Annotated in this window: 19 protein-coding genes; 12 read left to right on the forward strand and 7 right to left on the reverse strand. The window is 71.2% G+C overall.

Going from position 1 to position 25,721, the window contains the following annotated elements:
• Positions 1–82 precede the first annotated feature (82 nt).
• The 4 genes from J116_RS23325 to J116_RS23340 all read right to left on the reverse strand — a co-directional run bounded on the left by J116_RS23325 (position 83) and on the right by J116_RS23340 (position 5,109).
• Complete coding sequence (locus tag J116_RS23325) at positions 83–1,693, reverse strand: glycerol-3-phosphate dehydrogenase/oxidase (RefSeq protein ID WP_023589501.1); 1,611 nt, start codon at positions 1,691–1,693, stop codon at positions 83–85.
• A 16-nt stretch (positions 1,694–1,709) separates the two neighbouring features.
• Positions 1,710–3,242 (reverse strand): glycerol kinase GlpK, encoded by a 1,533-nt coding sequence (gene glpK / locus J116_RS23330; RefSeq protein ID WP_023589502.1) that lies wholly within the window; start codon positions 3,240–3,242, stop codon positions 1,710–1,712.
• A 46-nt stretch (positions 3,243–3,288) separates the two neighbouring features.
• The gene (locus tag J116_RS23335; RefSeq protein WP_023589503.1) at positions 3,289–4,050 is read right to left on the reverse strand and encodes an MIP/aquaporin family protein; all 762 of its coding nucleotides are present in this window, start codon (positions 4,048–4,050) and stop codon (positions 3,289–3,291) included.
• 294 nt (positions 4,051–4,344) lie between these two features.
• Positions 4,345–5,109, reverse strand: a complete 765-nt coding sequence (locus tag J116_RS23340; protein ID WP_023589504.1) for an IclR family transcriptional regulator — start codon at positions 5,107–5,109, stop codon at positions 4,345–4,347.
• A gap of 240 nt (positions 5,110–5,349) precedes the next feature.
• Here J116_RS23340 and metH point away from each other — a divergent pair, with 240 nt between their 5' ends.
• The 4 genes from metH to J116_RS23360 all read left to right on the forward strand — a co-directional run bounded on the left by metH (position 5,350) and on the right by J116_RS23360 (position 14,417).
• On the forward strand, positions 5,350–8,871 hold the full coding sequence (gene metH / locus J116_RS23345) for a methionine synthase (protein WP_023589505.1): 3,522 nt from the start codon (positions 5,350–5,352) through the stop codon (positions 8,869–8,871).
• A 1,141-nt stretch (positions 8,872–10,012) separates the two neighbouring features.
• Positions 10,013–10,714, forward strand: coding sequence for an HAD family hydrolase (locus J116_RS23350; RefSeq protein WP_023589506.1), 702 nt, complete (start codon positions 10,013–10,015; stop codon positions 10,712–10,714).
• A 477-nt stretch (positions 10,715–11,191) separates the two neighbouring features.
• A complete protein-coding gene (locus tag J116_RS23355) occupies positions 11,192–12,793 on the forward strand; it encodes an ABC transporter substrate-binding protein (RefSeq protein ID WP_023589507.1) in 1,602 nt (533 codons plus the stop codon).
• A 37-nt stretch (positions 12,794–12,830) separates the two neighbouring features.
• Positions 12,831–14,417 carry an ABC transporter substrate-binding protein gene (locus J116_RS23360; protein WP_023589508.1) on the forward strand — a complete coding sequence of 529 codons (1,587 nt, stop codon included), beginning with the start codon at positions 12,831–12,833 and terminating at the stop codon, positions 14,415–14,417.
• An 870-nt stretch (positions 14,418–15,287) separates the two neighbouring features.
• Here the strand turns inward: J116_RS23360 and J116_RS23365 are convergent.
• Together J116_RS23365 and J116_RS23370 are read right to left on the reverse strand one after the other, a co-directional pair.
• Positions 15,288–15,965 carry a response regulator gene (locus tag J116_RS23365; RefSeq protein WP_023589509.1) on the reverse strand — a complete coding sequence of 226 codons (678 nt, stop codon included), beginning with the start codon at positions 15,963–15,965 and terminating at the stop codon, positions 15,288–15,290.
• A 9-nt stretch (positions 15,966–15,974) separates the two neighbouring features.
• Entirely contained in the window at positions 15,975–16,856 is an 882-nt protein-coding gene (locus J116_RS23370; protein WP_023589510.1) for a RecB family exonuclease, read from the reverse strand.
• Between the two features lie 122 nt (positions 16,857–16,978).
• On the opposite strand from J116_RS23370, the gene J116_RS23375 reads away from it, so the two are divergent.
• The 3 genes from J116_RS23375 (at position 16,979) to J116_RS23385 (ending at position 19,994) form a co-directional block, all read left to right on the forward strand.
• Positions 16,979–18,226, forward strand: coding sequence for a site-2 protease family protein (locus J116_RS23375; protein WP_023589511.1), 1,248 nt, complete (start codon positions 16,979–16,981; stop codon positions 18,224–18,226).
• An 82-nt stretch (positions 18,227–18,308) separates the two neighbouring features.
• Positions 18,309–19,196: a tRNA (adenine-N1)-methyltransferase gene (locus J116_RS23380; protein WP_023589512.1), complete on the forward strand. Its 888-nt coding sequence runs from the start codon at positions 18,309–18,311 to the stop codon at positions 19,194–19,196.
• Between the two features lie 225 nt (positions 19,197–19,421).
• The gene (locus tag J116_RS23385; protein WP_028964444.1) at positions 19,422–19,994 is read left to right on the forward strand and encodes a hypothetical protein; all 573 of its coding nucleotides are present in this window, start codon (positions 19,422–19,424) and stop codon (positions 19,992–19,994) included.
• A gap of 7 nt (positions 19,995–20,001) precedes the next feature.
• On the opposite strand, the gene J116_RS23390 is transcribed toward J116_RS23385, so the two are convergent.
• The gene (locus J116_RS23390) at positions 20,002–20,313 is read right to left on the reverse strand and encodes a ferredoxin (RefSeq protein ID WP_023589514.1); all 312 of its coding nucleotides are present in this window, start codon (positions 20,311–20,313) and stop codon (positions 20,002–20,004) included.
• A 254-nt stretch (positions 20,314–20,567) separates the two neighbouring features.
• Here J116_RS23390 and arc point away from each other — a divergent pair, with 254 nt between their 5' ends.
• From arc to prcB, 5 genes are all read left to right on the forward strand, one after another.
• Positions 20,568–22,334 carry a proteasome ATPase gene (gene arc, locus J116_RS23395; protein WP_023589515.1) on the forward strand — a complete coding sequence of 589 codons (1,767 nt, stop codon included), beginning with the start codon at positions 20,568–20,570 and terminating at the stop codon, positions 22,332–22,334.
• Positions 22,335–22,614: 280 nt separating this feature from the next.
• Positions 22,615–24,126 (forward strand): depupylase/deamidase Dop, encoded by a 1,512-nt coding sequence (gene dop / locus J116_RS23400; RefSeq protein ID WP_023589516.1) that lies wholly within the window; start codon positions 22,615–22,617, stop codon positions 24,124–24,126.
• Positions 24,127–24,270: 144 nt separating this feature from the next.
• Positions 24,271–24,489, forward strand: a complete 219-nt coding sequence (locus tag J116_RS23405) for a ubiquitin-like protein Pup (protein WP_023589517.1) — start codon at positions 24,271–24,273, stop codon at positions 24,487–24,489.
• A 176-nt stretch (positions 24,490–24,665) separates the two neighbouring features.
• Positions 24,666–24,914: an endonuclease domain-containing protein gene (locus J116_RS28830; RefSeq protein ID WP_079147796.1), complete on the forward strand. Its 249-nt coding sequence runs from the start codon at positions 24,666–24,668 to the stop codon at positions 24,912–24,914.
• Positions 24,866–25,711 carry a proteasome subunit beta gene (prcB, locus tag J116_RS23410; RefSeq protein WP_023589518.1) on the forward strand — a complete coding sequence of 282 codons (846 nt, stop codon included), beginning with the start codon at positions 24,866–24,868 and terminating at the stop codon, positions 25,709–25,711. Before J116_RS28830 ends, prcB begins: the two co-directional genes overlap by 49 nt.
• Positions 25,712–25,721 lie beyond the last annotated feature (10 nt).

Below are 25,721 nucleotides of genomic sequence, written 5' to 3' on the forward strand. Positions count from 1 at the left end.
GCACGCCCCTGGGGGCACGCCTTCAGTCACGCCCGGCACGGGCCCCTGGGGGCCCGCCGGATTCCCCTCCCTGGTGTGCCCGTCAGGGCCGGTCGGCCAGCATGGCCTCGACCCGGCCGCGGATCTCGTCCGTGGCCAGGCCCCGGATCGTCAGCGTCGTACGGCGGCGCAGCACGTCGTCCGCCGTCTCGGCCCACTCGAGGTCGCGGGCGTAGGCCACCTGCGCCCAGATCTCCGGGGCGTCCGGGTGTATCCGCTCGGCCAGCTCCGGGTTCTCGTACGCCATGCGCGCGATGTCGAAGGACAGCGAGCCGTAGTGCGTGGCGAGGTGGCGGGCCGTGTCGGCGGCCATGCGCGGGCCGGGCGTACCGCCGTCGATCAGGAGCCGGTGCGCGACCGCGTTCGGGTTGGCGATGCCCGGCAGCGGAAGCTTCTTCGGCAGGCGGGCGATCGGCTCCATGTCGTCGGCGAGCGGCCGTCCGGGCAGCGCGGCCAGCTTGTTCATCACCGTGCGGCCGATGTGGCGGAACGTCGTCCACTTGCCGCCCGCGACCGACAGCATGCCGCCCCGGCCCTCGGTGACGACCGTCTCGCGCTTGGCCTTCGACGTGTCGCCGGGGCCGCCGGGCAGCACCCGGAGACCGGCGAAGGCGTACGTGATCAGGTCGCGGTCGAGCTGCTGGTCGCGGATGGAGAAGGCGGCCTCGTCCAGGATCTGGGCGATGTCCTTCTCGTTGACCGCGACGTCCGCCGGGTCGCCCTCGTACTCCTCGTCGGTGGTGCCGAGGAGCAGCATGTCCTCCCAGGGGAGGGCGAAGGTGATGCGGTACTTGTCGATCGGCGTGGCCAGCGCCGCCTTCCACGGCGAGGTGCGCTTCAGGACCAGGTGGGCGCCCTTCGACAGGCGGATGGACGGGGCCGCGTTGGGGTCCTCCATCCGGCGCAGGTGGTCCACCCACGGACCGGTCGCGTTGAGCACCAGCCGGGCGTCGACGCCGAACTCGGTGCCGTCGAGCCGGTCCACCAGGTCGGCGCCGGTGACGCGGCCCCGCGTGAAGCGCAGTCCGGTGACGGCGGCGTGGTTGAGGACGGTGGCGCCCGCGTCCACGGCCGCGCGGACCGTCATGAGCGCCATCCGGGCGTCGTTCATCTGGTCGTCGCCGTAGACCGCGACGGCCTTCAGGTTGTCGATGCGCAGCTCCGGCACGTCCTGCGCGGCCTTCGCCGGGCTGAGCAGGTGGCCGACGCCGTCGCCGAAGGCGGAGAGCGCCGAGTACGCGAAGACACCCGCGCCGAGCTTCGCCGCGCCGTGCGGCCCGCCCTTGTACACCGGGAGGTAGAAGGTGAGCGGGTTCGCCAGGTGCGGGGCGACCTGCCGGGAGACCGCACGGCGCTCGAAGTGGTTCTCCGCGACCAGCTTCACCGCGCCGGTCTGCAGGTAGCGCAGACCGCCGTGGAGGAGCTTGGAGGAGGCGGAGGAGGTGGCGCCGGCGAAGTCGCCGGCGTCCACCAGGGCCACCCGCAGCCCGGACTGGGCGGCGTGCCAGGCGGTGGAGATTCCGAGGATGCCGCCGCCGACGACCAGCAGGTCGTACGTCGCCTTGGACAGCAGCTCCCTGGTCTCTGCGCGGCTCGGCAGGGAACCGGCAGCCGGGTGCGTCCCGAGGGCGGGAACGCATCGCAGGGTGGTCATGTCGTATTACTCCTCGTCAGTTCTCTTCTTCGAGCCAGCCCATGGAGCGCTCCACGGCCTTGAGCCAGTTCTTGTACTCGCGGTCGCGGGTGTCCGCGTCCATGCGCGGGGTCCACTCGGCGGCGCGCCGCCAGTTGGCCCGCAGGGCGTCGGTGTCGGGCCAGAAGCCGACGGCCAGACCGGCCGCGTAGGCGGCGCCGAGGCAGGTCGTCTCGGCGACCATCGGGCGCACGACGGGTGCGTCCAGGACGTCCGAGAGGGTCTGCATCAGCAGGTTGTTGGAGGTCATGCCGCCGTCGACCTTCAGGGCGGTCAGCTCGACGCCGGAGTCCTTGGTCATGGCGTCGGTGATCTCGCGGGTCTGCCAGGCGGTGGCCTCCAGCACGGCGCGGGCGATGTGCGCCTTGGTGACGTACCGGGTCAGTCCGGCGATCACACCGCGAGCGTCGGAGCGCCAGTACGGGGCGAACAGGCCGGAGAAGGCCGGCACGAAGTAGGCGCCGCCGTTGTCCTCGACGGACAGGGCGAGCGTCTCGATCTCGGCGGCGGTGCTGATGAGGCCCATCTGGTCGCGCATCCACTGGACGAGCGAGCCGGTGACGGCGATGGAGCCCTCCAGCGCGTAGACCGGCTTGGCGTCGCCGATCTGGTAGCCGACGGTGGTGAGCAGCCCGCTGTAGGAGTTGATCACCTTGTCACCGGTGTTCATCAGCATGAAGGTGCCGGTGCCGTAGGTGGACTTCGCCTCGCCCTCCGCGAAGCAGGTCTGGCCGAACAGGGCCGCCTGCTGGTCGCCGAGCGCGGAGGCGACGGGGATGCCGTCCAGGACGCCGCCCCTGACGTGCCCGTACACCTCGGCGGAGGAGCGGATCTCCGGGAGGACCGCTGCGGGCACCTCCATGGACTGGAGGATCTTGTCGTCCCACTGCATCGTGTGCAGGTTCATCAGCATGGTGCGGGAGGCGTTGGTGACGTCGGTGACGTGCCGGCCGCCGTCCGTGCCGCCGGTCAGGTTCCAGATGACCCAGGAGTCCATGGTGCCGAAGAGGATGTCCCCGGCCTCGGCGCGCTCGCGCAGGCCCTCGACGTTGTCGAGCAGCCAGCGGACCTTGGGGCCCGCGAAGTAGGAGGCGAGGGGGAGGCCGGTCTCGCGGCGGAAGCGGTCCTGGCCGACGTTCCGGCCGAGCTCCTTGCACAGGGCGTCGGTGCGGGTGTCCTGCCAGACGATCGCGTTGTGGACGGGCTCGCCGGTGTTCTTGTCCCACAGCAGCGTCGTCTCGCGCTGGTTGGTGATGCCGATGGCCTTGACGTCGGCGGCGGTGATGCCCGCCTTCTCGATGGCGCCGGCGACGACTTCCTGGACGTTGGTCCAGATCTCGGCGGCGTTGTGCTCGACCCAGCCGGGCTTGGGGAAGATCTGCTCGTGCTCCTTCTGGTCGACGGAGACGATGCGCCCGTCGCGGTCGAAGACGATGCAGCGGCTGGAGGTCGTGCCCTGGTCGATGGCGGCGATGAAGGGGCCGGTGCCGTGGGAGGTCGTGGCGGTCATAGGGGGTGTGCTCCTCGGGGTCGGTGACGGATCGGGGCGACTGGGCTCAGCCGGCGAACGCGAGGGAGTAGATACCCGCGGCGGCGGCTCCACCGATCAGCGGGCCCACGACGGGAATCCAGGCGTACCCCCAGTCGGAGCCGCCCTTGTTCGGCAGCGGCAGCAGCGCGTGGACGATGCGGGGGCCGAGGTCGCGGGCCGGGTTGATGGCGTAGCCGGTCGGGCCGCCGAGCGAGAGGCCGATCCCGACGACGACGAAGGCGACGATCAGACCGCCGAGGACGTTCAGGCCCTTGCCGTCGTCGTTGAGGCCCTGGGTGAGCACGGCCAGGACGAGGACCAGGGTGCCGATGATCTCGGTGGCGAGGTTCTGCCACACGTTGCGGATCTCGGGGCCGGTGGAGAAGATGCCGAGGACCGGTCCGGGGCCTTCGACGGCGGGCTTGGAGGCGGTCTCCGGGTCGGTCAGGTGGGCCTGGAAGTGGCCGTAGTAGGCGATCCAGACCAGCGCGGCACCGATCATGGCGCCGAGGAGCTGACCGGCGAAGTAGTAGGGGACCTGGCTCCAGTCCCCGTCCTTCAGGGCGATGCCGACGGTGACCGCCGGGTTCAGATGGGCGCCGGAGAGGGAACCGGTCATGTAGACGGCGGTCATGACAGCGAAGCCCCACCCGAAGGTGATGGCCACCCAGCCCGCGTTCTGCGCCTTGGAGCGCTTGAGCACGACGGCGGCGACGACGCCTCCGCCGAGGAGGATGAGTACGGCGGTACCGATGATCTCGCCGATGAAGATGTCGGAGCTGGACACCCGCGACTCCTTTGTCCTTCGTCCAGGGGAAAGGCGAACCCCGGGTCCCTCCGGTGGTCCGTGCCCTCGGGATGAGGGCGGTGCCGGCCTCCTGGCGTTGTCACACTCTAACGCGTGATTCCGGTAGGTGTTCGACAATGCCGACCGATGGACGGCAGTTTTGCCCCCGGGGAACAGCCAGTCAAGGCTTGGGCCGTGAGAAACCCGATCGTTACCGCGAGCGTCCGCGCAGGGCAGCGCGAAGGCCCCGCGCACGGCGCGGAGCCTGAGGGGAGAGGGAGGGTCGCCCGGCCGTCAGAAGCGGCCCGCGCCCAGGTCGCGGGAGACCGCCCGCGCGCACTCCCGTACCGCCGCGATCAGCTCCGAGCGCAGCTCGCCCCGGTCGCAGACCCGCTCGACCGCGCCCGTGATGGCGACCGCGCCCACGGGCATCCGCCGCCGGTCGTGGATGGGCGCCGCCACCGAGGCCACGCCCTCCCAGGTCTCCTCCAGGTCGGCGGCCCAGCCGCGCGCCCGCGTGAGGTCCAGCAGCTCCTCGAAGTCCTCCAGCGCCGTGACCGTACGGGGCGTGAACGCCTTGCGCTCCACCTCCAGGGCCTCGCTGTGCGCCACCGGGTCGTACGCGGAGAGCACCTTGCCCAGCGCCGTGGAGTGCAGCGGCTGCATCGCGCCGACCTCCAGCACCTGGCGGCTGTCGTCGGGGCGGAAGACATGGTGGATGACCAGCACCCCGTGCTGGTGGAGCACGCCCAGGTGCACGCTCTCGCCGGACGACCTGGCCAGGTCGTCCGTCCATACGAGGGCCCGCGCGCGCAGCTCGTGCACGTCCAGGTAGCTGTTGCCGAGGCGCAGCAGCTCGGCCCCCAGCTGGTACCGGCCCGACGCCGCGTCCTGCTCGACGAACCCCTCCGCCTGGAGCGTGCGCAGGATGCCGTGCGCCGTGCCCTTCGCCAGGCCGAGCGACGACGCGATGTCGGAGAGACCCAGCCGGCGCTCTCCGCCCGCGAGCAGCCGCAGCATCGCCGCCGCCCGCTCAAGCGACTGGATGTTCTTCGCCATCCCCGGCCTGCTCCTTCACTTCGCGGTTCGACAATGCTGAACAGTATCGGTCGTTACCGACCTCCGGCCACATCGCGGAGCGCTGTACGCGCCACTTGGCCGGACTTCGCCCCCCGCCAAGCATGCCGTCCGCCACGTGGGACGACGTGTCCGCCCCGGAGCATGGCGGTTAGGCTGACGACGTGCGCCTCCCCCCGGAGCCGCAAAGCCGACAGCCGTCGCACCCCAGGGAGCACCTCCATGGCCTCGTTGCCGACCCCTTCCGCCACGCCCGCCGACAGCGGCGCCCGAGCAGCCGCGCTCCGCGACGCCCTCGCCTCGCGGGTGGTCGTCGCCGACGGAGCCATGGGCACGATGCTCCAGGCGCAGGACCCCACCCTCGACGACTTCGAGAACCTCGAAGGCTGCAACGAGATCCTCAACCTCACCCGGCCCGACATCGTCCGCTCGGTCCACGACGCGTACTTCGCCGTCGGTGTGGACTGCGTCGAGACCAACACCTTCGGCGCCAACTTCTCCGCGCTCGCCGAGTACGACATCGCCCACCGCGTCCACGAGCTGTCCGAGTCCGGCGCCCGCATCGCCCGCGAGTCCGCCGACCGGCACACGGCCGCCGACGGCCGGCAGCGCTGGGTCCTCGGCTCCATGGGCCCCGGCACCAAGCTGCCCACGCTGGGCCACGCCCCGTACACCACCCTCCGCGACGCCTACCAGAGCAGCGCCGAGGGCCTGGTCACCGGCGGCGCCGACGCGCTCCTCGTGGAGACCACACAGGACCTCCTCCAGACCAAGGCCGCCGTCCTCGGCGCCCGGCGCGGCCTGGAGGCCCTCGGGGTGGACGTGCCGCTCATCGTCTCCGTCACGGTCGAGACCACCGGCACCATGCTCCTCGGCTCCGAGATCGGAGCCGCGCTCACCGCGCTGGAGCCCCTCGGCATCGACATGATCGGCCTGAACTGCGCCACCGGCCCCGCCGAGATGAGCGAGCACCTGCGCTACCTCGCCCGCCACGCCCGCGTCCCCCTCTCCTGCATGCCCAACGCGGGCCTGCCCGTCCTCGGCAAGGACGGCGCCCACTACCCGCTCACCGCGCCCGAGCTGGCCGACGCCCAGGAGACCTTCGTCCGCGATTACGGGCTGTCGCTCGTCGGCGGCTGCTGCGGTACGACCCCCGAGCACCTGCGCCAGGTCGTGGAGCGCGTACGGGACCTCACCCCCGCGCCCCGCGACCCGCGCCCCGAGCCGGGCGCCGCGTCCCTGTACCAGAGCGTGCCGTTCCGGCAGGACACCTCGTACCTGGCGATCGGCGAGCGGACCAACGCCAACGGCTCCAAGAAGTTCCGCGAGGCCATGCTCGAAGGCCGCTGGGACGACTGCGTGGAGATGGCCCGCGACCAGATCCGCGAGGGCGCCCACATGCTCGATCTGTGCGTCGACTACGTGGGCCGCGACGGCGTCGCCGACATGGAGGAGCTGGCCGGCCGCTTCGCCACCGCCTCCACCCTGCCCATCGTGCTGGACTCCACCGAGGTCGAGGTGCTCCGCGCCGGCCTGGAGAAGCTCGGCGGCCGCGCCGTCATCAACTCCGTCAACTACGAGGACGGCGACGGCCCCGAGTCCCGCTTCGCCAAGGTCACCGGCCTCGCCAGGGAGCACGGCGCCGCGCTCATCGCCCTCACCATCGACGAGGAGGGCCAGGCCCGCACCGCCGAGAAGAAGGTCGAGATCGCCGAGCGGCTCATCGCCGACCTCACCGGCAACTGGGGCATCCACGAGTCCGACATCCTCGTCGACTGCCTCACCTTCACCATCTGCACCGGCCAGGAGGAGTCCCGCAAGGACGGCATCGCCACCATCGAGGCCATCCGCGAGCTGAAGCGCCGCCACCCCGACGTGCAGACGACGCTCGGCCTGTCGAACATCTCCTTCGGCCTCAACCCTGCCGCCCGCATCCTGCTCAACTCCGTCTTCCTGGACGAGTGCGTCAAGGCCGGCCTCGACTCCGCGATCGTCCACGCCTCCAAGATCCTCCCCATCGCCCGCTTCGACGAGGAGCAGGTCACCACCGCCCTCGACCTCATCTACGACCGCCGCCGCGAGGGCTACGACCCGCTCCAGAAGCTGATGGAGCTGTTCGAGGGCGCCACCGCCAAGTCCCTCAAGGCCGGCAAGGCCGAGGAGCTGGCCGCGCTCCCGCTGGAGGAGCGCCTCAAGCGCCGCATCATCGACGGTGAGAAGAACGGCCTCGAAGCCGACCTCGACGAGGCGCTGCGCACCCGCAAGGCCCTCGACATCGTCAACGACACGCTCCTGGACGGCATGAAGGTCGTCGGCGAGCTGTTCGGCTCGGGCCAGATGCAGCTGCCGTTCGTCCTCCAGTCCGCCGAGGTCATGAAGACGGCCGTCGCCCACCTCGAACCGCACATGGAGAAGACGGACGACGAGGGCAAGGGCACCATCGTGCTCGCCACCGTCCGCGGCGACGTCCACGACATCGGCAAGAACCTCGTGGACATCATCCTGTCCAACAACGGCTACAACGTCGTCAACCTCGGCATCAAGCAGCCCGTCTCCGCGATCCTGGAGGCCGCCGAGGAGCACAAGGCGGACGTGATCGGCATGTCCGGACTGCTCGTCAAGTCCACCGTGATCATGAAGGAGAACCTGGAGGAGCTCAACCAGCGCGACCTCGCCGCCAAGTACCCGGTCATCCTCGGCGGCGCCGCCCTCACCCGCGCCTACGTCGAGCAGGACCTCCACGAGATCTACCAGGGCGAGGTCCGCTACGCCCGTGACGCCTTCGAGGGCCTGCGCCTCATGGACGCCCTCATCGCCGTCAAGCGCGGCGTGCCCGGCGCCACGCTCCCCGAACTGCGCCAGCGCCGCGTGCGCGCCACGCCGGACCTGGCGGTGGAGGAGCGCGAGCCCGAGACCGGCGTCCGCTCCGACGTGGCCACGGACAACCCCGTACCGGAGCCGCCCTTCTGGGGCACCCGCGTCGTCAAGGGCATCCAGCTCAAGGAGTACGCGGGCTGGCTGGACGAGGGCGCGCTCTTCAAGGGCCAGTGGGGGCTGAAGCAGAACCGGACCGGTGAGGGCCCCTCGTACGAGGAACTGGTCGAGACCGAGGGCCGCCCCCGGCTGCGCGGCTGGCTGGACCGCCTCCACACGGACAACCTGCTCGAAGCCGCCGTCGTCCAGGGCTACTTCCCGTGCGTGTCCAAGGGCGACGACCTGATCATCCTGGACGAGGCCGGCCACGAGCGGACCCGCTTCACCTTCCCGCGCCAGCGCCGGGGCCGCCGCCTGTGCCTCGCGGACTTCTTCCGCCCGGAGGAGTCCGGCGAGACGGACGTCGTCGGCCTCCAGGTCGTCACCGTCGGCTCCCGCATCGGCGAGGAGACCGCGCGGCTGTTCGAGGCCAACGCGTACCGCGACTACCTGGAGCTGCACGGCCTGTCCGTCCAGCTGGCCGAGGCCCTCGCCGAGTACTGGCACGCCCGCGTCCGCGCCGAGCTGGGCTTCGGCGGCGAGGACCCGGCGGACGTCGAGGACATGTTCGCGCTGAAGTACCGCGGCGCGCGCTTCTCGCTCGGCTACGGCGCCTGCCCGGACCTGGAGGACCGCGCCAAGATCGCGGAACTGCTCCAGCCGGAGCGGATCGGCGTCCACCTGTCCGAGGAGTTCCAGCTCCACCCGGAGCAGTCCACGGACGCCATCGTCATCCACCACCCGGAGGCGAAGTACTTCAACGCCCGCTGACCCGCCCCGGCCGGGCGGCGCCCCCGTACGGGCCCGCTGTCCCGCCTTGACCGGGCGGTGCCCGATCCGGTGCCCCGCCTTGGCCGGGCGGTGCCCCACCGTGGCCGGTGCGCGGCACCTGCCGGGCGGTTGGTGACCCGTTGCGGTCTGGGCGGTGCGTGCCGGGGGTGCTGCCCCGCCCCGGCTGGGCGGTGCTCTCGTACGGGTCTGCTGTCCCGCTGCGGCCGGCCGGTGTTCTCCTACGGGCCCGCTGCCCCGCTGCGGCCTGGGCGTTGCCTGGAGGGCGGGCGCCGACCCGCTGTGGCCGGTGCGCGGCCCTTGCCGGGACGTTGCTGCCCCGTCGCGGTCTGGGCGGTGCCTGTCAGGCTGGCGTCAACCCCGTCGCGGCGTGGTGTGCGACCACTGTCGGGCGGGCGCTGCCCCGCTGCGGTCTGGGCGACGCCTGTCGGGCGGGCGCTGTCACGCCGCAGCCGATGCGCGACCCCTGCCGGGCGGTTGCTGGCCCGGTGTGGTCCGGGCGGTGCCTGTCGGACGCGCCTCAACCCGTCGCGGCCGCGCGCCCCCTGTCGGGCGGGCGCTGACCTGGCGTGGCGGGTGCGCGGCGCCCGGTCAGGCGGTTCCTGACCCGCCGCAGTGGGTGCCGGCGCCTGTCGGGCGGGCGCTGACCTGGCGTGGCGGGTGCGCGGCCACTGTCGGATGGGCGCCGATCCGTCGCGGGCCGGGCGGTGCCCCGGTCTGACGGGCGCTGCCCCGCTGCGGCCTGGGTGGTGCCCGCCCGGCCGTTGCTGACCGCCGTGCCCGGCGCTGGGCCTGCTGACCCGCCGTGTGCCCAGCCGGTGCCTCCGTCCGGCGAGCGCCCACCCGCCGGAGCCGGTGCGCGGTGCCTGTCCGGCGCCAGCCGGCCCGCCGCGTCCTGGGTGGTGCCCCCGTCCGGGGGCGCCCGCCCACCGCAGCCCGTGCGCGGCCCCCGTACGGCGGATGCTCCCGCCGCCCCGCGCGGCGCGTCGTGTCGTGCGGGGCGCACGCCGGAGCGAGGGGTCGTAGACTGGTCGGTCCAATGCAGGCCGGTCGCGTACCTCCACCGGGAGATCCCGGCGGGGGAGCGCGGCCGGCCTTCTCGTCCCCGATGGAGGTGTGCCGGATGACCAGTACGGTCCCCGCGTCCCTGACCCGAACGGCCGACGGGTCGGCCCTGCAGGCCGTGTTCCTCGACATGGACGGCACCCTGGTGGACACCGAGGGCTTCTGGTGGGACGTGGAGGTCGCGGTCTTCCGGGACCTCGGACACGAGCTGGACGAGTCCTGGCGGGACATCGTCGTCGGCGGGCCCATGACCCGCAGCGCGGGCTACCTCATCGAGGCCACGGGCGCCGCCATCACCCTCCCGGAACTGACCACGCTCCTCAACGACCGCTTCGAGGAGCGCATCGACGACGGCGTGCCGCTCATGCCGGGCGCCGCCCGCCTCCTGGCCGAGCTGACCGAGCACGCCGTGCCCACGGCGCTGGTCTCCGCCTCGCACCGCCGCATCATCGACCGGGTCCTGGCCTCCCTGGGCGCCGACCACTTCACCCTCACGGTCGCGGGCGACGAGGTGCCCCGTACGAAGCCGCACCCCGACCCGTATCTGCTCGCCGCCCGCCGCGTCGGCGCCGACCCGGCCAGATGCGCCGTGGTCGAGGACACGGCCACCGGAGTCGCCGCCGCCGAGGCCGCCGGCTGCCGGGTCGTGGCCGTCCCCTCCCTCGCCCCCATCGCGCCCGCCGACGGCCGGGTCGTGGTCGGTTCCCTGGAGGAAGTCGATCTAAGATTTCTGCGCGCTTTGATCACCGGAATGGACTGAGCCGCGCACCCAGCGTCGCCCGTTGAATTGCGGTAAAACTCTGGGCGTCGAGGCGTGCCTTTTCCGTGACGGGGCACAGGGCCGTTTCGCGTGACCTTGCTCACTCAGCGTGGCGCGGAAGGCTCGTCCGCAACCGCACACATGCCCGGATCGGTCCGCTTCGGGCGTGCCATGTGTCCGGATTCAACAGGTCATGCACCAAACATTCCTCCGTTACCGAGGGGTACGGTCACGGTAGGAGATCGGTTTCTGACACTCCCTCAACTTCTCTCCGGTCAGGGATGCGTGGCGGTGCCATTAATCTTTTCGCCGAGCACTCCCGCCGCTCTTTCCCTCGGGTGCGCGGCCGCCACAAAGCGGCCGTGTGCCACGGGGTCGATCGCTCGTATCCCGGCCCGATCGCCGCGCCCCACCCGGGCGCCCGCGGCGGAGGCTCCGCACACGCACCACCCCCGTGCCGGACCAGGAGTACGACCCATGAACCGCAAGACCTTGGCGCTGCCGGCGATCGCCGGACTGCTGGCCCCGCTCCTCGCCGCCTGCGGCAGCGACACGAGCGGCGCCTCCGGCGGCAGCGACATCGTCGTCGGGACGACCGACCGGTTCGCCTCGTCCGCCGAGTCCCCGGCGCCCTTCGACCCGGCGTACGCGTACGACAGCGGCGTCTGGAACGTGCTCCGCCAGACCGTCCAGACCCTCACGCGCATCCCGCGCGGCGGCGGCCGCCCCGTCCCCGACGCCGCCTCCCAGTGCCAGTTCACCGACCGGCTCAGCCAGAGCTACCGCTGCTTGCTCCGCGAGGACCTCGTCTTCTCCGACGGCAAGCCGGTGACCGCCCGCGACGTCAAGTACTCCATCGAGCGCGTCCTGGCCATCAAGTCGGACAACGGCGCCTCCGGCCTCCTCTCCACCATCGACACGATCGAGGCCAAGGGCTACCACGAGGTCGTCTTCCACCTGAAGACGCCCGACGCCACCTTCCCGTACAAGCTGGCCACGCCCGTCGCGGGCATCGTCAGCAGCGACAAATACGGCGCCACCGAACTCCGCGAGGGCTTCCAGGTGGACGGCTCCGGCCCGTACACGATGCGCCCCCACGTCCGCGACGGGCGCCTGGTCGGTGTGGCCTTCACCCGGAACCCCCGCTACAAGGGCGACGTGAAGGTCCGCAACGAGAGCGTCGAACTGCGCACCTTCGACAACGCCGACGCCATGGCCAAGGCGCTCAAGGCCGGCGACATCGACATGATGACCCGCACGCTGGAGCCCGAGCAGATCAAGGAGTTCGAGAACGACCGGCAGGAGGGCATCAAGCTCACCGAGGTCCCCGGCCTGGAGATCCGCTACCTCGCCTTCAACACCAAGGCCCCCGTCGTCAAGGACAAGGCCGTACGCCAGGCCATCGCCGCCCTCGTCGACCGCGACCGCATCACGAGCAACGTGTACGGCCAGACGGCGAGGCCGCTGTACTCGCTGATCCCCTCCACGATCGTCACGCACAGCAGCTCGTTCTTCAACAAGTACGGCGAGCCCAGCCGCGAGAAGGCCGCCGCCCTGCTGCGCGAGGCGCACATCGACACCCCGGTCGAGCTGACCCTGCACTACACGACCGACCACTACGGCGCCGCCACCGCCAAGGAGTTCGCCGCCCTGCGCGACCAGCTCAACGAGAGCGGCCTGTTCGACGTGACCGTCAAGGGCAGCGAGTGGTCCGAGTTCCGGCCCGCCCAGAAGCGCGGCGACTACGCCGTCTACGGACTGGGCTGGTTCCCCGACTTCCCCGACCCGGACAACTACATCGCGCCGTTCCTTGACGCCGACAACTTCCTCAACACGCCCTATGTGAACGAGGAGGCCCGCGAGCGGCTCATCCCCGCCTCGCGCCGGGAGGCCGACCGCGCCGCCGCGGACCCCTCGTTCCAGCGGCTCCAGGACATCGTCGCCGAAGACGTCCCGTTCCTCCCGCTGTGGCAGGGCAAGCAGTACGTCGCCTCCCGCGACACCCTCTCCGGCGTCGAATGGGCCCTCAACACCTCCTCGGACCTGCAGCTCTGGGAGCTCGGCCGAGGTATCGCCTGACCCCTGCTGTACCAAGAGATCCAGAGGCAAGGTTCCAGTGAAGGCACACAACAAGTGGCTGACGGCCCCGCTCGCCGCGGGGCTCGCCGCCGCCACGCTCAGCGGCTGCGGCACCGACCAGGGCTCGGGCGCCGGTGGCGCCGGGACGATCGTCGTCGGCATGTCCGACGAAGTCCTGGCCACCGATCCCGCCACTGGGTACGACCCCGGCTCGTGGCTGCTGTTCAACAACGTCTTCCAGTCCCTGCTGAGCTTCCCCAAGGGCGCCACCACGCCCCAGCCGGAAGCCGCCGAGAGCTGCGACTTCGAGAAGGGCGCCAGCCGGGTCTACCGCTGCACCCTCCGCGACGGCCTGAAGTTCAGCAACGGCAACCCGCTCACCTCGGAGGACGTGAAGTTCTCCTTCGAGCGCGCCCTGAAGATCAACGACGAGAACGGTCCCGGCCCGCTCCTCTCCACGATCGACAAGATCGAGACCCCGGACGAGAGGACCGTCGTCTTCACCCTCAAGGTGCCCGACGCCACCTTCCCCAGCAAGATCGCCTCCGGCGCCGGCTCCATCGTGGACCACCGGGAGTACCGGGCCGACGGCCTGCGCACGGACGGCAAGGCCGTCGGATCCGGCCCGTACAGGCTGGAGTCCTTCAGCGACGACAGGGCCGTCTTCTCCGTCAACCCGGACTACAAGGGCACCGCCAAGATCAAGAACAACGGCATCACGCTGAAGTTCTACAAGGGCGACCGCAAGGCCCTCGCGGAGGGACTGACCAAGGGCGAGATCGACGTCGCCTACCGGGGCCTCGCCTCGGACGACATCCAGAAGCTCAACGACTCGCCAACGGCCGGTCAGAAGGGCATCCAGGTCATCGAGGGCTCCAGCGCCGAGGTCCAGCACCTGGTCTTCAACATGAAGGACCCGGTCGCCGGAAAGCTCGGCGTCCGCAAGGCCATCGCCCACCTGGTGGACCGCCAGGCGCTCGTCCACGACGTCTACGAGTCCACCGCGACCCCGCTGTACTCGATCGTCCCGGCCGGCATCCTCGGCCACAACACCGCCTTCTTCGACCGCTACGGCGACCGCCCGCAGCCCGACCTGGCCAAGAAGGCCCTGCGGGACGAGGGCATCAAGGACCCGGTCAAGATCACCCTGTACTCCACGCCCAGCCGCTACGGCCCGGGCACGGACGAGCAGATCCGCGCCATCGCCAAGCAGCTCAACGACAGCGGGCTGTTCCAGGCCGACGTGAAGTCCGTCGAGTACGACCAGTACGAGAAGGACATCGAGGCCGGCAAGTACGGCGTCTACGTCAAGGGCTGGGTGCCCGACTACCCGGACCCCGACAACTTCACGCAGCCGTTCTTCGGCGAGGGCAACGTCCTCGGCAACCACTACGAGAACACCAAGATCACCGGCCAGATCATCCCGGACACCGCGGCCGCCGCCGACCGCGCCTCCGCCCAGGACGACTTCGACCGGCTCCAGAACCTCGTCGCCGAGGACATCCCGCTGCTCCCGCTCTGGCAGGCCAAGCAGTACGCCGTCGCCCACAACACGATCACCGGCCTGGAGTGGACGCTCGACGCCTCCACGGTGTTCAGGTTCTGGGAGATCAAGAAGGGCTGACGCCCGGCGTCGCGCCCGGCCGCGCCGAACGGGGTCGGGTGCGACGGCCGTACGCCGGTGCCCCCGTGGTGGTCCACCACGGGGGCACCGGCGTCTTGCGTACGACGAGGCGCTCGCGGGCAGCTCGTACGCCACGACAGCCGGGCGCCGCCTCCCGGAGCGCCAGCGGGGCACGCGGGAACCATGGAGCACTCCTCGCACGCGGTCCTCACGAGGTGCCGTGAGCCGTACCCCTTCCGGCCCTCGGGAGGCCGCACGCCCCGTACGTACGTTGCCCCCCTGGACGGAGCCGGGTCTCGCCCCGTACGGCGGCCCGCGGTACGAGGTCCACGCGCCGGGGATGCGGCGCGCCCGCGCAAGCCGCCGTCTTCCTGGTGAGCCACCTGCCCGCCCCTGGACGGGGAACCGCCCGCCACGGCGCGGGCACCGCGTCCAGTCGCCGAACGGCCAACGTGCCCCGCAGGCCGCCGCCCCCACCGCCATCGCCCTTGCGGGCCACCCGGCCACGCCGCCCGCAGCGCCTCCGCGCCAGGGGCCCGCCGCTCCGGCCACGCGCCGGCCCGCACGCAGCCGGGCCCGGCGCAGCTCTCGCACCGGACGCGTACGCACTCGGACCCAGCGCAGCCCGTCGGGCCTCACCACCAGGTACCGGCGCAGTCCCGCTCCTGGGCGGCGGGCCCAGCTCACTGCCCCCGACCCAGCGCACCCACGCCCCGGGTCCCCGGGCCTCGCCACCAGGGGCCGTCGCAGCCCCCTACCGGTCCGGTGCCGCCGGCCCGGCGGCACCCACACGCCCCGGGTCCCAGCGGCGCCAGGCCCGCCCCGGCGCACCGGCACCCAGGCCCCGCGCGACCCGCCGGGCGCGGGCCCCTACCGGTCCTGGGCGCCCGGCCGGACCAGGCCGCTCTCGTACGCGTACACCGCCGCCTGAACCCGGTCCCGCAGGCCCAGCTTGGTCAGCACATGACCCACATGCGTCTTGACCGTCGTCTCCGACACGAACAGGTCCGCGGCGATCTCCGCGTTCGACAGTCCCCGCGCCACCAGCTTCAGCACCTCCACCTCGCGGTCCGTCAAGGTGTTCAGCGCGTCCGGCACCGGCTCGTCCCCCGACGGCAGGTGGTCCGCGTACTTGTCCAGCAGCCGCCGCGTGATGCTCGGCGCCAGCATCGCCTCACCGGCCGCCACCACCCGGATCGCCTGCACCAGCTCGTTCGCCGGGGCGTCCTTCAGCAGGAAGCCGCTCGCGCCCGCCCGCAGCGCCTCCACGACGTACTCGTCCAGGTCGAACGTCGTCAGGACCAGCACCTTCGCCGGTCCGTCCCGCCCCGGCCCCGTGATCTGCCGAGTCGCCTCCACACCGTCCATGCGCGGCATCCGGATGTCCATCAGCACCACGTCCGGCTGGAGCGCCCGCACCTGGTCGAGCGCCTGGAGGCCGTCCCCGGCCTCGCCCACCACGGCCAGATCCTGCTCCGCCTCCAGAATCATCCGGAAACCGGTGCGCAGCAGCGGCTGGTCGTCTACCAGTAGGACGCGGATGGCCACGGGCACTCCTCAAGAGATCGCTGGTCCCGGCCCATTCTGCCCCGGCCCGGTGGACTGCACCGGCAGCGGGTAGACCGGGGGAGTCCCGCCGAACTCCGGACAGAACGCCCGGTGGTCGCACCAGCCGCACAGCTTCGTCGGCCGGGGCCGCCAGTCGCCCGTCTCCGTCGCCTTCCGGATCGCGTCCCACAGCGCCAGCAGCTTCCGCTCCACCCGCCGCAGGTCCGCCATCACCGGGTCGTACGTCACCACGTCCCCGCTGCCCAGGTACACCAGCTGCAACCGGCGCGGCAGCACCCCCTTCAGCCGCCACACGACCAGCGCGTAGAACGTCATCTGGAACAGCGCGCTGTCGCCGTACTCCGGGCGCGGCGCCTTGCCCGTCTTGTAGTCCACGATCCGCACCTCGCCCGACGGCGCCACGTCCACCCGGTCGATCACGCCCCGCAGCCGCAGCCCCGACTCCAGCTCGGTCTCCACGAACAGCTCGCGCTCCGCGGGCTCCAACCGCGTCGGGTCCTCCAGCGTGAACCACCGCTCGACGAGCTCCTCGGCCTCCCGCAGCCAGCGCGCCAGCCGCTCCCCGTCCTCGTCGTCCTCGAACAGCGACTCCAGCTCCGGCCGGGACTCCAGCAGCCGCGACCACTGCCCCGGCACCATCGCCCGCGCCTTCGGAGCCGTACGCTCCGCCGCCGGGTCGTCGAAGAGACGCTCCAGCACCGCGTGCACCAGCGTGCCCCGCGTCGCCGCCGGGCTGGGCTTCTCCGGAAGCTTGTCGATCACCCGGAACCGGTACAGCAGGGGACACTGCATGAAGTCACTGGCACGGGACGGCGAGAGCGACACGGGCGGCCGCGGGCTCGACAGGGAGGGCTGCGGGCTCGAAGTCATGTCTCAGACCCTACGACCCGCCACCGACAGCCGTCGGCATACCATCGACGGCAGACCATCACACACTGCATGATCGAGCGGGAAACACCCCACTCCCACCCCCCCCACGCCGAAGGGAACCCGTGAACCAGGACGACGAGAGCGGCGAGAGCACGCGCCCGCGGTCCGAGCCCGCCGGAAAGAGCCCCGGTCCCGCCAAGCGGCGCCCCGCCGACGGCGGCGGCCTCCTCATGGGCCGGATCTTCGGCGTGCCCGTCTACGTCGCCCCCAGCTGGTTCCTCGTCGCCGCCCTCATCACCTGGGTCTTCGGCGGCCAGCTCGACCGCGTCCTGCCCGAGCTGGGCAACCTCCGCTATCTGGTCTCGCTCTTCTTCGCCGTCGCGTTCTACGCCTCCGTCCTCGTGCACGAGCTGGCCCACACGGTCGCCGCGCTCCGCTTCAAGCTGCCGGTCCGCCGCATCCAGCTCCAGTTCTTCGGCGGCGTCTCCGAGATCGAGAAGGAGTCCGAGACCCCCGGCCGCGAGTTCGTCCTCGCCTTCGTCGGCCCGCTGCTCTCCCTGGTGCTCGCCGGAGCCTTCTACGCGGGTCTGCACGCCGTGGAGCCCGGCACGGTCCCCTTCGTCCTCCTCGCCGGCCTGACGATCTCCAATCTGATCGTCGCCGCCTTCAACGCCCTGCCCGGCCTCCCCCTCGACGGCGGCCGCATGCTCCGCGCCGTCGTCTGGAAGATCACCGGCAAGCCCATGAGCGGCACCATCGCCGCCGCCTGGGCCGGCCGCGCCCTCGCCGTCACCGTCCTCATCGGCCTGCCCCTGCTCACGCAGACCGGCGCCCTCGGCGACGGCAGGGACCTCAGCGGCATGGACACGGTCATGGACGCGCTCCTCGCCGCCATCCTCGCCGCGATCATCTGGACCGGCGCGGGCAACAGCCTCCGCATGGCCCGCCTCCGCGAGCGCCTCCCCGACCTGCGGGCCCGCACGCTGACCCGGCGCGCCGTCCCCGTACCGCCCGACACGCCCCTGTCCGAGGCGCTGCGCCGCGCCAACGAGGCGGGCGCCCGCGCCATCGTCGTGGTGGACGGCCAGGGCGAGCCCACGGCCCTCGTCCGCGAGACCGCCATCGTCGGCGTCCCCCAGCACCGCCGCCCCTGGGTCGCCGTCAGCGGCCTCGCCCAGGACCTCACCGACGGCATGCGGGTCCCCGCCGACCTCGCCGGGGAGCCGCTCCTCGACAAGCTCCGCGAGACCCCCGCCACCGAGTACCTCGTGGTCGAGGACACCGGCGAGGTGTACGGGGTGCTGTCCACCGCCGACGTCGAGCGCGCCTTCGTCCAGGCCATGGCCCGCCCCGGCACCACCCGCCCGTAGCCCGCGTCGCCGCCCGCCGCCCCGGCACACTCCCGAGGCGGCCGTGGTCGGGGCCCGTGCCACCGCCGGGTACCCTGGTCACATGTCCGAACCGACTGGTGCCGCCCGCCGTCGCGGGCCCTTCAAGGTCGGGGACCAGGTCCAGCTCACCGACCCCAAGGGACGCCACTACACGTTCACGCTCGAGGCCGGGAAGAACTTCCACACCCACAAGGGTTCCTTCCCGCACGACGAGCTGATCGGCGCCCCCGAGGGCAGTGTTGTCCGAACCACGGGAAACGTCGCCTACCTCGCGCTGCGCCCCCTGCTCCCCGACTACGTCCTGTCCATGCCCCGCGGGGCCGCAGTCGTCTACCCGAAGGACGCGGGCCAGATCCTCGCCTTCGCCGACATCTTCCCCGGCGCCCGCGTCGTGGAGGCCGGTGTCGGCTCGGGCTCGCTGAGCAGCTTCCTGCTCCGCGCCATCGGCGACAGCGGCATGCTCCACTCCTACGAGCGCCGCGAGGACTTCGCGGAGATCGCCAAGGCGAACGTGGAGCGCTACTTCGGCGGCCCCCACCCCGCCTGGCAGCTCACCGTGGGCGACCTCCAGGACAATCTGTCGGACACCGACGTCGACCGCGTCATCCTCGACATGCTCGCCCCCTGGGAGTGCCTGGAGGCCGTCTCCAAGGCCCTCGTCCCCGGCGGCATCCTCTGCTGCTACGTGGCGACGACCACCCAGCTCGCGCGGACCGTCGAGTCCATCCGCGAGATCGGCTGCTACGCCGAGCCGCAGCCGTGGGAGTCGATGATCCGCAACTGGCACGTCGAGGGCCTGGCCGTCCGCCCGGACCACCGGATGATCGGCCACACCGGCTTCCTCGTCACCGCCCGCCGCCTCGCGGACGGCGTCGAGCCGCCCATGCGCCGCCGCCGCCCCGCCAAGGGCGCCTACGGCGACGACTACGAAGGCCCCAACAAGGGCTGACCCGCACCACAACGCGACAGCGCCGCCCCCGAGTTGCCCCGCCGTACGGGAAACTCCGGGGCGGCGCGGCCGTGTTCACCCGGTGCCCGCCCGACACCCGTACCGGCCCCTCCCGATGGCGGCCCCCACCCCCCGCTACCCGGCACCTGTGACGTGTGGCACGATGCTGGCCACTCCCCCCGGCGACAGCCCACAGCCACCGCACGACCACAGGAGACAACCCGCGTGCAGACCTCCGACCTCCCGGACCTCGCGCACACCCACGCCCGCCCCACGCACTGGCTCGCGACCGCCGCCGCCATGGCCGGGGTCATCGCCCTGGCCGGCCTCGTGCAGCCCGACGCGGCCACCGCCACCGACCCCGCCGCCGGTCCCGCCAACGCGCACGCCGCCGCCGCGCCCGCGCCCGACGCGGCCACCGCCGCATACCCGCTGACCTGCACCGGAGTGCCCACCGCCGTGCCCAAAACCGCCACCGGCGACCTCGACGGGGACGGCCGCCCCGAGACCGTCGCCGCCGCCCACTGCCGCGCCGGGTCCGGCACCCCGCCGCACGGCCTGTACGTCCTCACCCACGCCAAGGGCGGGACGAAGGGCGCCCGCGTCGTCGCGACCCTCGTCGCCCCCGCGGACGCCCTGAGCGTCGGCGGCCTCGCCGTCCGTGACGGGATCGTCACCGCGACCCTCCTCGGCTACTCCTCCCCGGACGTACCCCGCTGCTGCCCCGACAAGCAGGAGACCGTCGAATGGCGGTGGACCGGCGGGACGTTCCTGCGCACCACCGCAACGGACCGCTGAGGGACGGTTACTCGGCGTCCGGGCCGTACACCTCGACCCTGTCCGAAACGCGGCGCACGTGAATGCAGTCGCCCGGGCACTCCTTGGCCGAATCCACCACGTCCTGAAGCAGCGGCAGCGGTACCGGAGTCGTCGCGCCCGGCTCCTGCAGCAGTTCGTCGTCGGGGCTCTTGACATACGCGAGGCCGTCGATGTCAAGCTCGAACACCTCGGGCGCGTACTGCGCGCAGATACCGTCCCCGGTGCAGAGATCCTGGTCGATCCAGACCTCCAGAGCCTCTCCGGCGGCCGTGGTGGGAGCCTCGTGCTGCGCGGTCATATGCCCTGCCGTTTCCTGCGTCGGGTGAAGCGTCGAGAAGTAAGTCCGGCCACCCCTGACGGGTGTTGGCCACTGACGACGATACAACCGGCAGCTTTCCGATGTTGATGGGTGGGTATTCCCTTGACGTGGGGGAGAGCGCAAGGGTGAAGATCGGACACACCTCGAGAGTCTTTGTGATCTAGGGGTTTCAATCACCACCCACGCAGGTAGGGTCTGGAAGCGTCCAGCTCCCCTTGGAGGAGGTGAGGACCGTGGCAGCCCACGACGACGACATCAACCGCGGCATCCGGCCGGGGCGGGGGTCTGATGACCCCGCCGGCCAGGTTGCCTATCTCGAGCAGGAAATCGCCGTCCTGCGACGCAAGCTCGCCGACTCTCCGCGACACACGAGGATTCTCGAGGAGCGGATCGTCGAGCTGCAGACCAACCTGGCCGGCGTGTCCGCGCAGAACGAGCGGCTCGCCAACACACTCCGTGAGGCCCGCGACCAGATCGTGGCCCTCAAGGAGGAGGTCGACCGCCTTGCCCAGCCCCCGGCCGGATTCGGCGTCTTCCTTCAGGCCAACGAGGACGGCACGTGTGACATCTTCACCGGGGGCCGCAAGCTCCGGGTGAACGTGAGCCCCAGCGTCGAGCTCGACCAGCTCCAGCGGGGCCAGGAAGTGATGCTCAACGAAGCGCTCAACGTGGTCGACGCGATGGAGTTCGAGCGCGCCGGGGACATCGTCACCCTCAAGGAGATCCTCGAGGACGGCGAGCGCGCCCTGGTCATCGGCCACACCGACGAGGAACGAGTCGTACGGCTCGCCGAGCCCCTGCTGGACGTCACCATCCGGCCCGGCGACGCGCTGCTGCTCGAGCCCCGATCCGGCTACGTCTACGAGGTCATCCCCAAGAGCGAGGTCGAGGAACTCGTCCTCGAAGAGGTCCCGGACGTCGACTACGACAAGATCGGCGGCCTGGGCAACCAGATCGAGCTGATCCGCGACGCGGTCGAGCTCCCGTACCTCTACCCCGACCTCTTCAAGGAGCACGAGCTCCGGCCCCCGAAGGGCATCCTGCTGTACGGCCCGCCCGGCTGCGGCAAGACGCTCATCGCCAAGGCCGTCGCGAACTCCCTGGCGAAGAAGGTCGCGGAGGTCACCGGGCAGCCCGCGGGCAAGAGCTACTTCCTGAACATCAAGGGCCCGGAGCTGCTCAACAAGTACGTCGGCGAGACCGAGCGGCACATCCGCCTGGTCTTCCAGCGGGCCCGTGAGAAGGCGTCCGAGGGCACCCCCGTCATCGTCTTCTTCGACGAGATGGAGTCCCTCTTCCGCACCCGCGGCTCCGGCGTCAGCTCGGACGTGGAGAACACGATCGTCCCGCAGCTGCTCGCCGAGATCGACGGTGTCGAGGGCCTCGAGAACGTCATCGTCATCGGCGCCTCCAACCGCGAGGACATGATCGACCCGGCGATCCTCCGCCCCGGCCGGCTCGATGTGAAGATCAAGATCGAGCGTCCGGACGCCGAGGCCGCCAAGGACATCTTCGCCAAGTACCTCACCCCGTCGCTGCCGCTCCACGCGGACGACCTCGCCGAACACAACGGCTCCAAGGAAGCCGCGGCACAGGCCATGATCCAGTCGGTCGTGGAGCAGATGTACGCGGAGACCGAGGAGAACCGGTTCCTCGAGGTCACGTACGCCAACGGCGACAAGGAAGTCCTGTACTTCAAGGACTTCAATTCCGGCGCGATGATCCAGAACATCGTCGACCGGGCGAAGAAGATGGCCATCAAGGCCTATCTCGACCAGAACCAGAAGGGCATCCGCGTCTCCCACCTCCTCCAGGCGTGCGTGGACGAGTTCAAGGAGAACGAGGACCTGCCCAACACGACCAACCCGGACGACTGGGCCCGCATCTCCGGAAAGAAGGGCGAGCGGATCGTCTTCATCCGCACCCTCGTCACCGGAAAGCAGGGCGCGGACACCGGTCGCTCCATCGACACGGTGGCGAATACCGGCCAGTACCTGTAGGAGCGCGCAGAACCGGCTGCGGATGTCCCGGACCCCCGAAAGGGGAGGACGACCCCCGAAAGGGGGAGGGCATCCGCAGCCGGCCGCATTCCGGGGTACCGCCAGATACGGACCACACCCGAGCAATGACACAATTGATCTCCCCCCCAGCGCCAAGGCGCTCTAGGCTCATCCGTACCGCCGAATCGCGCAGTGCGGGGTCGGGCACCGCACACGCTTCGGAGAACCGGTACTCGGGCGCCGTTTCCGCGCGGGGACGCCGCCGGGCAAGGAGGGCCGCATGACCGTACGGCGAGTAATGGGCATCGAGACGGAGTACGGGATCTCCGTCCCCGGCCACCCGAACGCCAATGCCATGCTCACCTCGTCCCAGATCGTCAACGCCTACGCGGCGGCGATGCACCGGGCGCGCCGCGCCCGCTGGGACTTCGAGGAGGAGAACCCGCTGCGGGACGCCCGCGGCTTCGACCTCGCCCGCGAGGCCGCCGACTCCAGCCAGCTCACCGACGAGGACATCGGCCTCGCCAACGTCATCCTGACCAACGGCGCCCGGCTCTACGTGGACCACGCGCACCCGGAGTACAGCGCCCCCGAGGTCACCAACCCCCGCGACGCCGTCCTGTGGGACAAGGCCGGCGAGCGGATCATGGCCGAGGCCGCCGAACGGGCCGCCCAGCTGCCCGGCGCCCAGCCGATCCACCTGTACAAGAACAACACCGACAACAAGGGCGCCTCGTACGGCACGCACGAGAACTACCTGATGAAGCGGGAGACCCCGTTCTCGGACATCGTGCGGCACCTCACGCCCTTCTTCGTCTCCCGCCAGGTCGTCACGGGCGCGGGACGCGTCGGCATCGGCCAGGACGGCCAGGAGCACGGCTTCCAGATCAGCCAGCGCGCGGACTACTTCGAGGTCGAGGTCGGCCTGGAGACGACACTCAAACGGCCCATCATCAACACCCGGGACGAGCCGCACGCCGACGCCGAGAAGTACCGCCGCCTCCATGTGATCATCGGCGACGCGAACCTGTCGGAGATCTCGACCTATCTGAAGCTCGGCACGACCGCGCTCGTCCTGTCGATGATCGAGGACGGCTTCATCACCGTGGACCTCGCCGTCGACCAGCCCGTCCGCACGCTCCACCAGGTTTCCCACGACCCGACGCTCCAGCACCTGATCACGCTGCGCAACGGCCGGACACTCACCGCCGTCCAGCTCCAGATGGAGTACTGCGAGCTGGCCCGCAAGTACGTCGAGAACCGTTTCGGCGCCGACGCGGACGAGCAGACGGCGGACGTCCTCACCCGTTGGGAGGACACGCTCGGACGGCTGGAGAACGACCCGATGAGCCTCGCCGGGGAACTGGACTGGGTCGCCAAGCTGGAGCTCATGGAGGGCTACCGGCGCCGCGACGACCTCGGCTGGGACGCCGCGCGCCTCCACCTCGTGGACCTCCAGTACGCCGACGTACGCCCCGACAAGGGCCTGTACAACCGTCTGGCGGCCCGCGGGCGCATGAAGCGCCTGCTGGACGAGGCGGACGTGGAGCGGGCCGAGAAGCAGCCTCCGGAGGACACCAGGGCCTACTTCCGAGGCCGCTGCCTGGAGCAGTACGCGGACGACGTGGCGGCGGCCTCCTGGGACTCGGTGATCTTCGATCTGCCCGGCCGGGACACCCTCCAGCGGGTGCCGACACTGGAGCCGCTGCGGGGTACCCGCGCGCACGTGAAGGAGCTGCTGGACCGCTGCCGTACGGCGGAGGAGCTGGTCCGGGTCCTTTCGGGCGGCTGAGAAGCGCTTTCGGAGCGCCGTCGCGGGGAATCATGGAAGTGGGCCCCGGACGTCGAGAAAGACAGGGCCGATGTCAGACCGGGCTTGTAGGGTCTGATCTTGAGACACCTGACCAAGCGGGCAATTCCGAGCGGGGTGAGGGATATGGCGACCAAGGACACCGGCGGCGGCCAGCAGAAGGCCACACGCTCCACCGAGGAGGTCGAGGACCAGGCGCCCGAGGCGCAGGCCTCGGAGGACCTCAAGGAGCGCCACGAGAAGCTGAGCGACGACGTGGACTCCGTCCTGGACGAGATCGACGACGTCCTGGAGGAGAACGCCGAGGACTTCGTGAGGTCATTCGTGCAGAAGGGCGGCCAGTGACAGCCGTCTGACTTCGACGACGAAGGCCGGGGGGTCCGGGCGGAAGCGGGGGAGCGAGGCGCCGCGTGCGGTGCGGCGGGACCGCGCCGCGCGCGGCGTTCGCTCGCCCGGCCGTCCGGGCGGCGCGCCGTCCCGCTCCGCCGAGGCGGTGCGCCTGGGCCTGGACGGCGGCGCCCATGGAGGAAGCCGCAGCTCAGGGGGTTCGCGTCGTGCCCGCGCGGCCCGGCCCCGTCATCCCCGGACGGCATGTTGATCTTCGCCACGGTACGGGTAAGGTCCGTGGCGTACCGTGCTTCAACCGCAATTCCGCCATCGGCAAGCTGAGAGATGACCCAGGCGTCATCAGGCGGGCCGTCGCACACGTGGAGGGGAACTCGTGGAAGCCAACACCCGTAGCACCGGGCGTCTGCCGGCTGCCTTCCTGACGCCCGGGTCCTCGTCCTTCATGGACTTTCTCGCCGAGCACTCGCCGGAGCTGCTGCCCGGGCGTCGGACACTGCCCGCCGTGCAGGGCGCGATCGAGGTGCCGCACGGCACGACGATCGTCGCCGCCACGTTCCCGGGGGGCGTCGTCCTCGCCGGTGACCGGCGCGCCACCATGGGCAACATGATCGCGCAACGCGACATCGAGAAGGTCTTCCCGGCCGACGAGTACTCGGCCGTGGGCATCGCCGGGACGGCGGGCCTCGCCGTCGAGATGGTGAAGCTGTTCCAGCTGGAGCTGGAGCACTTCGAGAAGGTCGAGGGCGCCCAGCTCTCCCTGGAGGGCAAGGCGAACCGGCTCTCCACCATGATCCGCGGCAACCTGGGCATGGCCATGCAGGGCCTCGCCGTGATCCCGCTGTTCGCCGGGTGGGACGTGGACCGCGAGAAGGGCCGCATCTTCTCGTACGACGTCACGGGCGGCCGCTCCGAGGAGCACGGGTACGCGGCGACCGGCTCGGGCTCCCTGTTCGCGCGCGGGTCGATGAAGAAGCTCTACCGCGAGGACCTCACCGAGCAGCAGGCCGTGACGCTGGTGGTGCAGGCGCTGTACGACGCGGCGGACGACGACTCGGCGACGGGCGGCCCGGACGTGGCGCGCCGCATCTACCCGATCGTCACGGTGATCACGGACGACGGGTTCCGCCGCCTCACGGACGCGGAGGCGTCGGACGTCTCGCGTTCCGTGCTGGAGCGCCGGATGGACCAGCCCGACGGTCCGCGCGCCGAGCTGCTCTGATGCTGCCCCC

Origin of the sequence: Streptomyces thermolilacinus SPC6, from assembly GCF_000478605.2 — a bacterium.
GTDB lineage: Bacteria > Actinomycetota > Actinomycetes > Streptomycetales > Streptomycetaceae > Streptomyces > Streptomyces thermolilacinus.

Coding starts and splice junctions, on each gene's coding strand:
- J116_RS23350 (WP_023589506.1), top strand. CDS start 10,013: ATGACCAGTACGGTCCCCGCGTCCCTGACCCGAACGGCCGACGGGTCG.
- J116_RS23390 (WP_023589514.1), bottom strand. CDS start 20,313: ATGACCGCGCAGCACGAGGCTCCCACCACGGCCGCCGGAGAGGCTCTG.
- J116_RS23405 (WP_023589517.1), top strand. CDS start 24,271: ATGGCGACCAAGGACACCGGCGGCGGCCAGCAGAAGGCCACACGCTCC.
- dop (WP_023589516.1), top strand. CDS start 22,615: ATGACCGTACGGCGAGTAATGGGCATCGAGACGGAGTACGGGATCTCC.
- J116_RS28830 (WP_079147796.1), top strand. CDS start 24,666: ATGGAGGAAGCCGCAGCTCAGGGGGTTCGCGTCGTGCCCGCGCGGCCC.
- J116_RS23380 (WP_023589512.1), top strand. CDS start 18,309: ATGTCCGAACCGACTGGTGCCGCCCGCCGTCGCGGGCCCTTCAAGGTC.
- J116_RS23340 (WP_023589504.1), bottom strand. CDS start 5,109: ATGGCGAAGAACATCCAGTCGCTTGAGCGGGCGGCGGCGATGCTGCGG.
- J116_RS23355 (WP_023589507.1), top strand. CDS start 11,192: ATGAACCGCAAGACCTTGGCGCTGCCGGCGATCGCCGGACTGCTGGCC.
- metH (WP_023589505.1), top strand. CDS start 5,350: ATGGCCTCGTTGCCGACCCCTTCCGCCACGCCCGCCGACAGCGGCGCC.
- glpK (WP_023589502.1), bottom strand. CDS start 3,242: ATGACCGCCACGACCTCCCACGGCACCGGCCCCTTCATCGCCGCCATC.
- J116_RS23370 (WP_023589510.1), bottom strand. CDS start 16,856: ATGACTTCGAGCCCGCAGCCCTCCCTGTCGAGCCCGCGGCCGCCCGTG.
- J116_RS23325 (WP_023589501.1), bottom strand. CDS start 1,693: ATGACCACCCTGCGATGCGTTCCCGCCCTCGGGACGCACCCGGCTGCC.